Origin of the sequence: Paraburkholderia adhaesiva (assembly GCF_021390575.1) — a bacterium.
Classification (GTDB): domain Bacteria; phylum Pseudomonadota; class Gammaproteobacteria; order Burkholderiales; family Burkholderiaceae; genus Paraburkholderia; species Paraburkholderia adhaesiva.
The window spans coordinates 930816-943637 of the sequence record NZ_JAJEJQ010000001.1 but is presented as its reverse complement, the minus strand read 5'-3'; the positions used below and the strand labels follow the sequence as shown (position 1 = coordinate 943637).

The following is a 12822-nucleotide window of genomic DNA, read 5'->3' as shown; positions in this document are numbered from 1 at the left end:
CGATGTTCCCGCAGACCTGCCAAACCACGCCGGAGCGTGCGATGGACAGCAACACCACCCAACTCCAATCCGACTGGATTTCCCGTTCCGAACCCGCCGACGGTATCGAACGCATCGAAGCCTTTTTCCATGGCAACGCGTACTCGATGCATCGGCACGACACGTATGCGATTGGCCTGACCCTCGCTGGCGTCCAGTGCTTCCATTACCGGCACAGCTTGCGCAGCAGCCTGCCGGGACAGACGATGGTCCTGCATCCCGACGAAGCGCACGACGGTCAGGCCGGTACGCATGAGGGTTTTCGTTACCAGATGATTTACGTCCAGCCCGCCGCGATCCAGGAAGTCCTCGGCGGCCGGGCCCTGCCGTTCATCGAAGGCGGCGTCACGAACGATCGACGCCTGTTCGAAGCCACGAAGACAGCGCTGCGCCAGATGCGCGGCGACTCCGAGCCGATCGAACGCGACGACGCACTCGCCGGTCTCGCGCTCGCACTGGATAGCGCGTCGGGCGCACGACCGACGCGCAAGTCCGCCGATTTCGCAGCGGCACAGCAGGCGCGAAATTATCTGCACGCATCGTGCACACGCGCCGTCACACTCGATGAACTGGCCGCCGTTAGTGGACGGGACCGCTGGAGCCTGTCGCGCGATTTCAGAACGTTCTACGGCACCAGTCCCTATCACTACCTGGTCATGCGCCGGCTCGAAATCGCGCGCGCATTGATGTTGCGGGGCGATTCCCTCGCCGACATTGCAGCCGCCGCCGGATTCGCCGACCAAAGCCACATGACCCGGCATTTTCGCCACGCATACGGAATCCCTCCCGCGCGCTGGCTCGCGATGATGGACGATCGGCGCGCCCGTTAGCGCCGGTTTGCACAATCGTTCAAGACGCTCGCCGGCGCCCGGCCTAAGCTCCGTTCCAGATATTGCCGAATGGAGCGACCATGCACGCCGATTCCCAACCGACGCCCGAGCAACGCGGCCAACAGAAGACGATCAAGCTGCTCGACAAAATCCGCCAGATCGACGGCTTCTGGCAACAGCGCGTCGTTGCCGAGATGAACGACTATCAATTCAAGGTCGTAAAGATAGTCGGCGATTTTGTCTGGCACCGGCATAGCGATACCGACGAAACGTTCGTCGTCCTCGAAGGCCGGTTGCGCATCGATTTCCGCGATCGCTCGATCGACGTGCTTCCCGGCGAAATGGCCGTGGTCCCCAAGGGAGTGGAGCACAAGCCGTATGCCGGGTCGGAAGTGAAGATGCTGCTGATCGAACCGCGCGGCGTCGTCAACACTGGCGATATGACCAACGAAAGAACGGCCGAAAACGACGTGTGGATCTGAGAGCCGCTATGCAAACGCCGATGCCGATCATCCGCGAAGCCGTTTTCCCGTCGGATACGCGCGCTCTGATCGCCTTGATCCGCGAGTATGTCCGCTGGCTGGATATGGATCTCTCATACCGCGGATTCGATGCCGAAATGGACGCGTTCGAACACGTCTATACGCTGCCGTCCGGAATGTTCTTCGTCGCCGACGCCAACGGCGACGTCGCCGGTTGCGCGGGGCTGCTTCGTCATACGACAGAGACTGCGGAGATCAAGCGGCTCTATGTTCGCGAAGCATTCCGAGGGTTGTCTCTCGGCGAAAAGCTGGTCACATCGGTGATCCGGGAAGCGAAGACGTTGGGATTCTCTACGCTGGTTCTCGACACCGTTCCGCAAACGCGTTTCGCACAGCGTCTTTACGAGCGATTGGGGTTCGTCGATACCGTGCCGTACTACGAGAATCCGGTGGAAGGCACCCGGTTCCTTGCACTGAAGCTATGACGGCAAGCGGCGAGCTGTCCGTCGATCAGACGCGGGTTAGCTGTCGCCAAATTTCTAGCTTTTGAGTGTATGAAACCGAGGCATGAGCGGGACTGCTCGATGGCAAACGGACAAGCCGATATTGCTCTCCGCGCTCGCCCAATGCTTGTATCCCGATTCTGGCTGCCGTCGCGCCGTTGAAAGCGATCGTTGCCAGATTCGGCAACGTATCGATCAGGGCGACAAGATCGTTCCCGGCATGGTCACGTATCCGGCTATCGAGGCTTCCAACGCGGCGTGCTTCTGCAACGACATCCCATAGCCCGATGCGATATTCGAGCAACGTATCGAGCCGGGTCGAATAGTCCATCCCAACCAGATCCCGCCCGATAACATCGCCAACAAGCCGCCAGAACTTGTTCTGCTTATGCGCGTAGTACTGCTGCTGCGCAAGCGACGCCTCCCCCGGCAAACTGCCGAGAATGAGCACACGTGTCTCTTCATCGACGACGGGCGGGAAACATCGCTTGAAAGTCATCGCCCCTCCGGCAACGCCTCAGCGCGATTCAGAATGCGCACGTTGCGCGGCATTTGCACGCGAAGCAGTGTGATCGAGCGGCCCGCGTTCGCGTCCCATATGCACGTTGCGCTCGACATGCGCAACGTGCACAAGATGCGACCACAGTGCGGGCAACATGCACTCGGTGACAAGCAAGGGGGCGCCGTGCCGTTCGAACACCGACCGGCGTGCAGCGTAAACGTGCGGCACGCCTGAGTGCGTTGCGTTCGCGGCGAGCGCATGAAGCGGATGTCGCGCATTCACGCGTCGGCTCACAAGCGCGGATCGCGAAACGCCGCTGTCGCTATACAGGAGTTCGGCGAGCGGCCGCGTGCGCAAGCTGCGCATCGCCCGCCAGGCGCCATGACTTGCAGCAAGCGGCGTCGCGCTGTGCGCGGCGACGAACGGCACGCCGTCGACCACGAGCATGATCTCGCGCACCCACGCGCTTGCACGCGGTGCGAGTCCAAGCGCCGCACGCTCGTCGGGCCACGGTAGATCCACGGCTTCGCGCGTCACACGCACCTCGACCTGGCCTAGCGTGCGCAGATGTGCGGTCAGCGAACCGCCGCGCGTAAGCCAGTCTTTCTGATCGGCACTGAAGCCGGGCATTTGCGCCACGCGCCAGTGCGCGTCGGCTGCATCGAATCGGATGGGCATGGCGCGCATTATAGGCCGCGCATGGTTCGCGCCGCACTCAGACGCGTCAAAGAAAAACCCCTCGCAGCGCAAAGGCCGCGAGGGGTTTCGAAGGCGCTTACGTCACGCGCGCCCTGTGCGTCAGCCTGCGCGAGCGAGCAGAAGCGCGTTGGTGCGCTTCACGAAGCTCGCCGGATCTTCGAGTGCACCGCCTTCAGCGAGCAGCGCCTGATCGAAGAGCAGATGGCACCAGTCGGCGAAGTCGGCATGATCCGCGGACAACGCCTTCACGAGCGGATGCTCCGGGTTCACTTCCAGAATCGGATGGAACTCGGGCGCCTGCTGGCCCGCGGCCTTCAGCATGCGCTGCAGATAGCCGCTCATCTCGCCTTCGTCGGCCACGAGGCACGACGGCGAATCGGTCAGGCGGAACGTGAGGCGCACGTCCTTCGCCTTGTCCCTGAGCGTGTCCTTCATCTTTTCGACGAGCGGCTTCAGGTCCTCGCTTACCTTCTCTTGCTGCTGCTTTTCTTCGTCGTTGAGCGTGCCCAGGTCGAGGTCCCCGCGCGCGACGCTCGCGAGCGGCTTGCCGTCGAACTCGTTCAGATACGAAAGCATCCACTCGTCCACACGGTCCGTGAGCAGCAGCACTTCCACGCCCTTCTTGCGGAACACTTCGAGATGCGGGCTGTTCTTCGCGGCCAGCCAGGTGTCGGCGGTGACGTAGTAGATCTTCGTCTGCTCGGGCTTCATGCGCGCGACGTAGTCCGCGAGCGACACGTTCTGCTCCGCGGTGTCGCCGTGCGTCGTGGCAAAGCGCAGCAGCTTCGCAACGCGTTCGCGATTCGCGAAGTCCTCGCCGACGCCCTCTTTCATCACCTGGCCGAACTCGGTCCAGAACGTCGTGTACTTCGCCTTGTCTTCGTCCTTCGCCTCAGCGTCGGTCTGCGCGCCGGCCATTTCTTCGAGCATCGACAGCACGCGCTTGGTCACGCCATCGCGGATCGCCTTGACGTCGCGGCTTTCCTGCAGGATTTCGCGCGAAACGTTGAGCGGCAAATCGCTCGAATCGACCACGCCCTTCACGAAGCGCAGATAAGCTGGCAGCAGTTGCTCGGCGTCATCCATGATGAAGACGCGCTTCACGTAGAGCTTGAGGCCGCCACGATGATCGCGGTTCCACATATCGAACGGCGCGTGCGACGGCACGTAGAGGAGCTGCGTGTACTCGCTGCGGCCTTCGACGCGGTTATGCGTCCACGCGAGCGGATTCTGGTGATCGTGCGCGAGGTGTTGATAGAACTGCTCGTACTGCTCGTCGCTGATGTCGCTCTTCGCGCGCGTCCACAGCGCGCTGGCCTGGTTGATGGTCTCGACTTCGTCCTTCGTGACCATCTCGCTCTTTTCGGCGTCCCACTCTTCCTGCTGCATTTCGATCGGAAGGCCGACGTGATCCGAATACTTCTGGATGATCGACTTGATCTTCCACGACGAAAGCAGTTCGTCCTCGTCCTCGCGCAGATGCAGCGTGATCGTGGTGCCGCGCGGCGCGCGCTCGATCCTGTCCACCGAGAACTCGCCCTCGCCTGCGCTTTCCCAGCGCACGCCTTCGCTCGCCGGGAGACCCGCACGGCGGCTCTCGACGGTGATCTTGTCCGCGACGATGAAGCCCGAATAGAAGCCCACGCCGAACTGGCCGATCAGCGCCGCGTCTTTCTGCTGGTCGCCGGAGAGCTTGCCGAAGAATTCCTTCGTGCCCGATCGCGCAATCGTGCCGAGGTTCGCGACCGCCTCGTCATGGCTCATGCCAATGCCGTTGTCGTCGATCGTGATCGTGCGCGCGGCCTTGTCGTATCCCACGCGGATGCGCAGGTTCGGATCGTTTTCGTAGAGCGCGTTGTTCGCGATCGCTTCGAAGCGCAGCTTGTCGGCCGCGTCGGATGCGTTCGAGATCAGCTCGCGCAGAAAAATTTCCTTGTTGCTGTACAGCGAATGGATCATCAGGTGCAGAAGCTGTTTCACTTCTGCCTGGAAGCTCATCGTTTCTTGAGCCATGGTCGAGGGTCCTCTTTCGTTGCAATGCGAATATGGCGGGTTCGCGCCCGGTTCGGCGCGCCGTCCGTGCAAATGGGGACGATCCACCCGCGTTTCAAGTGTTTCGAGTGTTTCAAACGCTGGTCGAACCGGTTCGCCGCCCGACGCGGTCCAGGTAGCCCGCCAGGAACGACGCGAGCGCCGGATCGGCGCAGTTCGCGATGTTAAAGCGCATCCACGTGGTCGGCGACTGGTGCGGCGAGAACAGGCTTCCGGGGGTCAACAGGAAGCCAGCCTCGTGGCCGGCGGCCGTGAGCGCATCGGCGCTGACGCCCGTGTCGGCCCACAGGAACATGCCCGCCCCGGGCGCCGTGAAAAGGCGCATGCCCGTGCGCTCGAGCATCCGCGCGGCCTTGTCGCGCACGCCGTCGAGCCGCGCGCGCAGGCGCTCCACGTGGCGCCGGTAATGGCCTTCGGAGAGGATGCGATACAGCACGCGCTCGTTGAGTTCGGGGGTCGTCATGGCGACGAGCATCTTCTGGTCGCTAACAGCCTGCGTGACGTCGAGTGCCGAAGCGATGAAGCCGACGCGCAGATTCGGCGCGAGCGTCTTCGAAAAACTGCCGAGGTAGATCACACGGCGCAGCTGGTCGAGGCTTGCGAGACGCGTGGCCGGATAGCCCGCCGGACAGAGGTCGCCGTAAACGTCGTCCTCGACGACGATGAAGTCGTACTGCTCCGCCAGCCGCAGGATGCGGAACGCCTGCGCGGCCGTGAGCGACGTGCCGGTGGGATTCTGCAGCACCGAATTGATGACGAGCATTTTCGGCCGCCACGTTTCGACGAGCGACTCCAGCGCGTCGAGGTCGGGGCCCTCGGGCGTGTATGGCATGCCGACGAGCCGCGCGCCCTGCGACGCGAAGCGCCCGAACATCTGGAACCACGCGGGATCGCCGACGATCACCGTGTCGCCCGGCCGCACGTAGATGCGAGCGAGCAGGTCGATGGCCTGCGTGATGCCGGAAACCATGACGATCTGGTCGGGCGAGGCGCCGATCTCGAATTCGGCGAGACGCGTCTGCAACTGCTGACGTAGCGGCAGGAAACCCTGCGGCGAGCCGAAACCGAGTATCTGCGAGCCGCTCTGGCGCCCGAGCGAGCGCAGCGCGCCCGAGATCAGTTCGCCGTCCAGCCAGCGCGCGGGCAGATAGCCGAGGCCGGGCCCCTTCTCCGGACGCGTCGAGGACTGAAGCATGCTGCGCAGCAGCCAGACTACGTCGATGGTGGGCGGCTCGATGGGTTCGGCCGAATCGGCCGGACCGCTCGCCGCGGCCCCGCGACGCTCGATGGGAGACACGTTCGCAAACCGTTCGCGGACGTAGAAGCCCGAGCCGCGCCGCGAGTCGAGGTAACCCTGCGCGACGAGCCGCTCGTAGGCCTCGACCACCGTGAAGCGCGATACACCCTTGTCGAGCGCGAGTTTGCGGATCGACGGCATGCGCATGCCGGGCCGGAACACGCGCTCATCAATGCGGCGACGGCCCCACTGCACGAGCTGATCGACGAGCGTGAGCGTGGCCGCGTCGTGTGGGGCCGGAATCTGGTCGAGCGGGACGGAGGACATGATTTCTCTCAACTGTACCGAACACTATCGGATCGATTGTACCGTTACTGTCTGGTCGCGCGCCGGTACATTTGATGTTCCGCGTAGTGGTAAGCCGCACCTTTATGGGACCGGAGTAAGCGCTAAAGCGTCTATTCCAGTCGACCGCCCTGACGGGCATGGGACACAGGAGACCCACATGGATCAAAGCGAACTTCAAGCCGCCCGCACCTGGCAACTGTCCGAGCGCGCCATCAAGCTCACCAGCTCGGCAATTCGCGAGATCCTGAAGGTAACCGAACGTCCCGAGGTCATTTCGTTCGCGGGCGGCCTGCCCTCGCCGGCCACCTTCCCCGTCGAGGAAATGCGCGCCGCCTCCGACCGCATCCTGCGCGAGAACGCCGCCGCGGCGCTCCAGTACAGCGCGACCGAAGGCTATCTGCCTCTGCGCGAGTGGGTGGCACAACGCCATTCGGTGGGCGGCGTGAAAATCCGTCCTTCGCAGGTGCTCATCACCACCGGATCGCAACAGGCGCTCGACCTGCTCGGCAAGGTGCTCGTGTCGCCGGGCAGCCCCGTGCTCGTCGAGACGCCCACGTACCTCGGCGCGCTCCAGTCGTTCTCGCTCTTCGAGCCGCGCTACGTGCAGGTGCCGTCCGACGACCTCGGCCTCGTCCCCGAAGGGCTTACGCCCGAACTGACCGCCGGCGCGCGCCTGCTCTACGCGATTCCGAATTTTCAGAACCCGACCGGCCGCCGCCTGCCGCTCGCGCGTCGCGAAGCGCTCGCCGCCTACGCGTTGCGCGCGCCGTTCCCGGTGATCGAGGACGATCCTTACGGCGCGCTCGACTACGCGGGCCAGCCGCTGCCGACGCTGCTCTCGATGGCGCCGGAGCACATCGTCCATCTCGGCTCGTTTTCGAAGGTGCTGGCGCCCGGCCTGCGCGTGGGCTACATCATTGCGCCCGAAGCGCTGCACTTCAAACTCGTGCAAGCCAAGCAAGCCGCCGACCTGCATACGCCGAGCTTCACGCAGCGCATCGTCCACGAGGTCGTCAAAGACGGCTTCCTCGATACGCATGTGCCGAAGATTCGCGCGCTCTACCGCGACCAGTGCGAGGCGATGCATACCGCGCTCGCGCGCTACATGCCCGAGGGCGTAAGCTGGAACCGGCCTGAAGGCGGCATGTTCATCTGGGTCAATCTGCCCGCGCATATCGACAGCATGAAGCTGCTCGAAGAAGCCATCGCGCAGAACGTGGCCTTCGTGCCCGGTGCGCCGTTCTTTGCGAATGAAGCGCGACACAATACACTGCGCCTGTCGTTCGTCACGGTGCCGCCCGAAAAGATCGACGAAGGCATCGCGAAGCTCGGCGCACTGATCCGTGCGCGCGCCTGACGTCACGCACCCTTAGATCGGCACACACGTTTTCGTACTTATATTTCTCGCACGAGGATTTCCGAACATGGCTGACATCAACGTCTACGATCGTCTCGAACAGCTTGGCATCACCCTGCCGCAGGCCGGCGCGCCCGCCGCGGCCTACGTGATGAGCGCACAGAGCGGCAACACGGTGTACCTGTCCGGTCACATCGCCAAGAAGGATGGCAAGGTGTGGGCTGGCAAGCTGGGTGACAACCTGTCCACCGAAGAGGGCAAGGCCGCCGCGCGTTCGATCGCGATCGACCTGATCGCCACGCTGCATGCCCACACCGGCGATCTCAACAAGGTCACGCGCATCGTCAAGGTCATGAGCCTCGTGAACTCGACGCTCACCTTCACCGAACAGCACATCGTCACGAACGGCGCATCGGAACTGATCGCCGACGTGTTCGGCGAAAAAGGCAAGCACGCCCGTTCGGCGTTCGGCGTGGCGCAGATTCCGCTCGGCGCGTGCGTCGAGATCGAGCTGATCGCAGAGGTCGAATAAACGTCGATCAACTTCCGGGCCTCGCGCTCCTGCGACGCCCACCGGTTTCACTGCACGCGGCCCGCGTGCGGGTCGCCCACAGCGTCCCGTGCCCGGACCTTTCTTTTACGCCTTCACTCCACACTGCCATGACTAACCGCAGCGTCCGCTTCAAACAGGTCGACGTGTTCACGTCGGTGCCGTTCAAGGGCAATCCGCTTGCCGTGGTATTCGACGCCGACGGCCTCGAAACCGCGCAGATGCAAGCCATCGCACGCTGGACCAATCTCTCCGAAACCACCTTCCTCTTGCCGCCCGCCGACGCACGCGCCGACTACCGCGTGCGCATCTTCACGACGCGCGGCGAGTTGCCCTTCGCCGGACATCCGACGCTCGGCACCGCGCACGCCCTGCTCGAAAGTGGTTATCGACCGAAGACGCCGGGACGCCTCGTGCAGGAGTGCGGCGCCGGTCTCGTCGAACTGGCCGCGGGCAAGGAAGGTGCCTGGGCATTCGCCGCGCCGCCAGCGCGTGTGACCCCGCTGCCCAACGCGCAGTACGACGCATTGCGCACTGCATTGCGCTCGGATGCGATCGACTTCGATGCAGCGCCGTGCGGTGTGGACAATGGCGCGCCGTGGCTCGTCGTGCGCCTCGCGTCCGCCGATGCCGTGCTCGCACTCGACCCCGACCTGCAGGCCTTCACGACGATCGCCGAGGGCGTGGGCGCGCACGGTCTCGCCGCCTATGGGCCGCACGCGGCGGGCGGCCCGGCCACGTTCGAGGTCCGTTGCCTGATGACGGGCCTCGGCAAGGGCGAAGACCCCGTCACGGGCAGCGCGAACGCCGCCATCGCCATGCTGCTCGATCAGCAAAACCGTCGGCCAGGCACACGCTACACCGTGCGCCAGGGCACCGTGATGGGGCGCGATGGCCGCGTCACGGTTGACTACGAGGACGGCGGCCGGGTGTGGATCGGCGGTTCGTCGGTCACAATCGTCGACGGTACCTGCCGCCTGCCCTGATCAAGCGTCGGCGCCTCGCGCCTCTGCGGGGACAGGCGTCGGCTTATGCGCCATCGCTCATTTATGCTCGGCGTATCGCCGCAAACGCCCGCGCAGCAACGGAACTCGCGTAATACCTGAGCCGCAAACGCTTCCGTAAACTATTTCCAGCCTTTAATATCGAACGGTCGCATCGGGCGCTGAAGGGCGTCTGATGCCATCGCTCCGCGCACGTCCCGCGCGCATTCCTCAGCCGACCTGCACAGCATGCCGCCGACCAGTCCGAGCGCTACGTTGCCGTTCCGGCCACCGCACCCGCGGCACGGTGAGTCATGCGCGAGGCGATCAAGATGAGCGCGGGCCGGAGTCCGTTCTCCCGCGTAGCGGGCCTGCACGCGACGCCCGCTCCAGTCATCGCGCGCCCGCGCACGCTTCTGGCAATCCCGGTCCTCGGCCTCCTCGTGCTCGCGGTGCTGTGGGCCGTGATCTTCATGCGCCTCTCCGTCGAAAAAGAATCGACGATGCGCGATGCCACCGCGTCCGCAGCGATCCTCTCGGCGGCGCTCGAACAACATACGGTCAAGGCGATCCATCAGGTCGACCAGATCACGCGCTTCGTGAAGTACGAGTTCGAGAAATCGCCGGAGCACTTCAATCTCGCGAACACGGTCGAGAAGGGCGTCGTGCAAAGCGATTCGCTCGTGCAGGTCTCGCTCATCGACGAACACGGCAGGCTCGTGGCGAGCACCGCCCAGCCGAACCCGAAGCCGATCGATCTCTCCGATCGCGAACACTTCCGCGTGCACGAACACGAGAACGACGACCAGCTCTACATCAGCAAACCGGTGCTCGGCCGTCTGTCCGGCCAGTGGACGCTGCAGATGACACGCCGCCTCAACCATCCCGACGGCTCGTTCGCGGGCGTCGTGGTGGTCTCCGAAGACCCGAGCTACTTCACGAGCGACTTCTACAACAACGCGGCCATCGGGCGCGAAGGCGTAATCGCCGTGATCTCCGACACGGGCACGGTGCTCGCGCGCCGCACCGGCATCGCAGAACGCGCGAGCGGCACGTTCTCCGCGAGCGGCGAGTACCCGATCTCCGAACACGTCTCCGGGACTTACGACGACCCGCTCGACCACGTCAAGCGCATCGTGTCGTACCGGCATATCGACGGCTATCCGCTCGGCGTGCTCGTAGGTCTTTCGGATGCCGAAGAGTTCACCGACTACAACCACACGCGCGACGTGTACCTGCTCATGGCGTCGTTCATCTCGCTCGCCATGCTGTCGTTCTTCGTGGTCGCAACGGGACTCATCGGCAAGCTGCTCGGGCGAGAGCGCGAGATGTCGCAACTCGTACGGTACGACCTGCTGACCGGCCTGCCCAACCGCTACGCCACATTGCAGCAGTTGCGCCATGAGGTCTCGCAGCCGGGCAATGTCGGACGCCTCGCGATCCTCTTCATTGATCTCGACAACTTCAAGACCGTCAACGACACGCTCGGCCATAACGCCGGTGACATCGTGCTGCAGATGAGCTCGGCGCGTCTCGCCGACGCCGTGGGCGGTGGCGGCACGCTCGCGCGCATCGGCGGTGACGAGTTCGTCGTGATCGTGAAGGGCGACGACATCGAGAATCGCGCGGTCGCGATCGCGGAAGCGACCGGCGCAGCGTTCACGCAGCCCTTCGAAGTGCGCGGCAGCGCATTCGTGCTGCACGCGAGCACGGGCATCGCGCTCTACTCGGTCGCGCACGAAAGCGAAATCGATCTGCTGAAAAAGGCCGATCTCGCGATGTACGCCGCGAAGGAAGCGGGCCGCAACTGCTTCCGCTTCTACTCGCCACAACTCGCGCATCGCGCCGACCATTTGATGAAGTGGGAGCAGCAATTACGCGTGGCGCTCGCCGAAGGCCAGCTGTTCCTCGCTTACCAGCCGAAGATCGATCTACGGCGGCGCTGCATTACAGGCTTCGAGGCGCTCGTGCGCTGGACCCATCCGCAGTACGGACTCATCGCCGCAAACGAATTCATTCCTGTCGCCGAATCGACCGGACTCATCGTGCCCATCGGCGATTTCGTGATCCGTTCGGCCTGCGCGCAGCTCGCGCAGTGGCAGCAACAGGGCTACGAAACGCTCACGCTGGCCATCAATATTTCGGCGGTCCAGTTCTGGCGCGGCGATCTCTACGAAACGGTTGCGCACGCGATTGAGGAATCGGGCGTCGCCGCGCACCGGCTCGAACTGGAGATCACCGAAACGGCGATGATGGAGTACCCCGAACTCGTCTCCGAGAAGATCTTCGCGCTAAAGCGCCTTGGCGTGCGTGTGGCGCTCGACGACTTCGGCACGGGCTACTCGTCGCTCTCATATCTGAACCGCTTCGCAGTCGATACGCTCAAGGTGGACCGCTCGTTCGTGCAGGCGATTCCCGCAGACCGCAGCGTCTGCGTCATGGTCTCGGCGATCGTGAATCTTGCGCGCTCGCTCGGACTGACGGTGGTCGTCGAAGGCACTGAAACCGAGGAGCAGATCGCATGGCTTTCGGCGCTCGGGCCGATCGAGGCACAGGGTTACCTGTTCTCGCGTCCCGTCCCAGTGGAAGGCGTAAGCGCGCTGATCGAACGATTCGGAGTATGCGCGAGCGCGCATGGAGAAAATACTGCCGAACGCAACGGACAGAACGGACGTAAGGAGCGCGTGAGCGACGCGCCGCATTCCGGCTGAATGCCGGTGGCGCGCGACGCGCTTGTGGGCGGCGCCGCGCGACCTACGTCCCGAGAAAGAAGAAGCTCAGTACCCGCGCGCCAACACCGCGACGCCGATAGTCACAACACCAAGGACGATATTGACGAGCACGAGCCGGCGCACGGTGTTCACGGCCTGCGCGCCTTCGGGCCAGCTCTGCGACTGCACAGCGCGGCGAATACGTGGAAAGACGGCGAACCGGATGTGGCCGAAGATCAGCATCATCACCGAGCCGAGCGCGGCCATCGTGTTCAGTTGCCAGGCGGCGTTGGCACCGCCGAACTCCATCAGCATGAAGCCACCGCTCACCAGAATCACGATCACGGCGCCGCCAATCCAGTTGAAGAAGCGGCTGAACACCGACTCCCAGAGCGGCAGCCGCAACTGCGGCGAGAGATCTGCGAGCCCGGGGCGCAGGCAGAAGTGCGCGAACACCATGCCGCCCACCCAGACGGCAACACTCAGCAGATGCGCAAACAGCGCAATTTCCATCGCGTAACCCATGCTT

Annotated in this window: 11 protein-coding genes and 2 pseudogenes; 7 read left to right on the top strand and 6 right to left on the bottom strand. The window is 64.0% G+C overall.

Annotated features, from left to right (window positions below; genetic code table 11):
• The first annotated feature begins 41 nt into the window (after positions 1-41).
• The 3 genes from L0U80_RS04125 (at position 42) to L0U80_RS04115 (ending at position 1836) form a co-directional block, all read left to right on the top strand.
• Positions 42-869: an AraC family transcriptional regulator gene (locus L0U80_RS04125; protein WP_233862691.1), complete on the top strand. Its 828-nt coding sequence runs from the start codon at positions 42-44 to the stop codon at positions 867-869.
• An 80-nt stretch (positions 870-949) separates the two neighbouring features.
• Entirely contained in the window at positions 950-1351 is a 402-nt protein-coding gene (locus tag L0U80_RS04120) for a cupin domain-containing protein (RefSeq protein ID WP_233862689.1), read from the top strand.
• Positions 1352-1359: 8 nt separating this feature from the next.
• Entirely contained in the window at positions 1360-1836 is a 477-nt protein-coding gene (locus tag L0U80_RS04115) for a GNAT family N-acetyltransferase (protein WP_233862688.1), read from the top strand.
• Between the two features lie 25 nt (positions 1837-1861).
• Here the strand turns inward: L0U80_RS04115 and L0U80_RS04110 are convergent, their stop codons facing one another.
• The 5 genes and pseudogenes from L0U80_RS04110 to L0U80_RS31780 all read right to left on the bottom strand — a co-directional run.
• Positions 1862-2353: a DNA-deoxyinosine glycosylase gene (locus L0U80_RS04110; RefSeq protein WP_233862686.1), complete on the bottom strand. Its 492-nt coding sequence runs from the start codon at positions 2351-2353 to the stop codon at positions 1862-1864.
• A gap of 18 nt (positions 2354-2371) precedes the next feature.
• Positions 2372-3034 (bottom strand): chorismate--pyruvate lyase family protein, encoded by a 663-nt coding sequence (locus L0U80_RS04105; protein WP_233862685.1) that lies wholly within the window; start codon positions 3032-3034, stop codon positions 2372-2374.
• Positions 3035-3154: 120 nt separating this feature from the next.
• The gene (gene htpG, locus L0U80_RS04100) at positions 3155-5068 is read right to left on the bottom strand and encodes a molecular chaperone HtpG (protein WP_233862684.1); all 1914 of its coding nucleotides are present in this window, start codon (positions 5066-5068) and stop codon (positions 3155-3157) included.
• A 112-nt stretch (positions 5069-5180) separates the two neighbouring features.
• Positions 5181-6332, bottom strand: a pseudogene (locus L0U80_RS04095) (aminotransferase-like domain-containing protein); the annotation flags it as partial.
• Positions 6333-6409: 77 nt separating this feature from the next.
• A pseudogene (locus tag L0U80_RS31780) lies at positions 6410-6671 on the bottom strand (GntR family transcriptional regulator); the annotation flags it as partial.
• Positions 6672-6849: 178 nt separating this feature from the next.
• Between L0U80_RS31780 and L0U80_RS04090 the strand changes: the two are divergent.
• The 4 genes from L0U80_RS04090 (at position 6850) to L0U80_RS04075 (ending at position 12293) form a co-directional block, all read left to right on the top strand.
• Entirely contained in the window at positions 6850-8049 is a 1200-nt protein-coding gene (locus tag L0U80_RS04090) for an aminotransferase-like domain-containing protein (RefSeq protein ID WP_233862682.1), read from the top strand.
• Positions 8050-8116: 67 nt separating this feature from the next.
• Positions 8117-8581, top strand: coding sequence for a RidA family protein (locus tag L0U80_RS04085; protein ID WP_233862681.1), 465 nt, complete (start codon positions 8117-8119; stop codon positions 8579-8581).
• Between the two features lie 128 nt (positions 8582-8709).
• Positions 8710-9585, top strand: coding sequence for a PhzF family phenazine biosynthesis protein (locus L0U80_RS04080; protein ID WP_233862680.1), 876 nt, complete (start codon positions 8710-8712; stop codon positions 9583-9585).
• A 329-nt stretch (positions 9586-9914) separates the two neighbouring features.
• Positions 9915-12293: a bifunctional diguanylate cyclase/phosphodiesterase gene (locus L0U80_RS04075; RefSeq protein WP_233865647.1), complete on the top strand. Its 2379-nt coding sequence runs from the start codon at positions 9915-9917 to the stop codon at positions 12291-12293.
• Positions 12294-12359: 66 nt separating this feature from the next.
• On the opposite strand, the gene L0U80_RS04070 is transcribed toward L0U80_RS04075, so the two are convergent.
• Positions 12360-12818 carry a CopD family protein gene (locus tag L0U80_RS04070; RefSeq protein ID WP_233862679.1) on the bottom strand — a complete coding sequence of 153 codons (459 nt, stop codon included), beginning with the start codon at positions 12816-12818 and terminating at the stop codon, positions 12360-12362.
• Between the last annotated feature and the right edge of the window lie 4 nt (positions 12819-12822).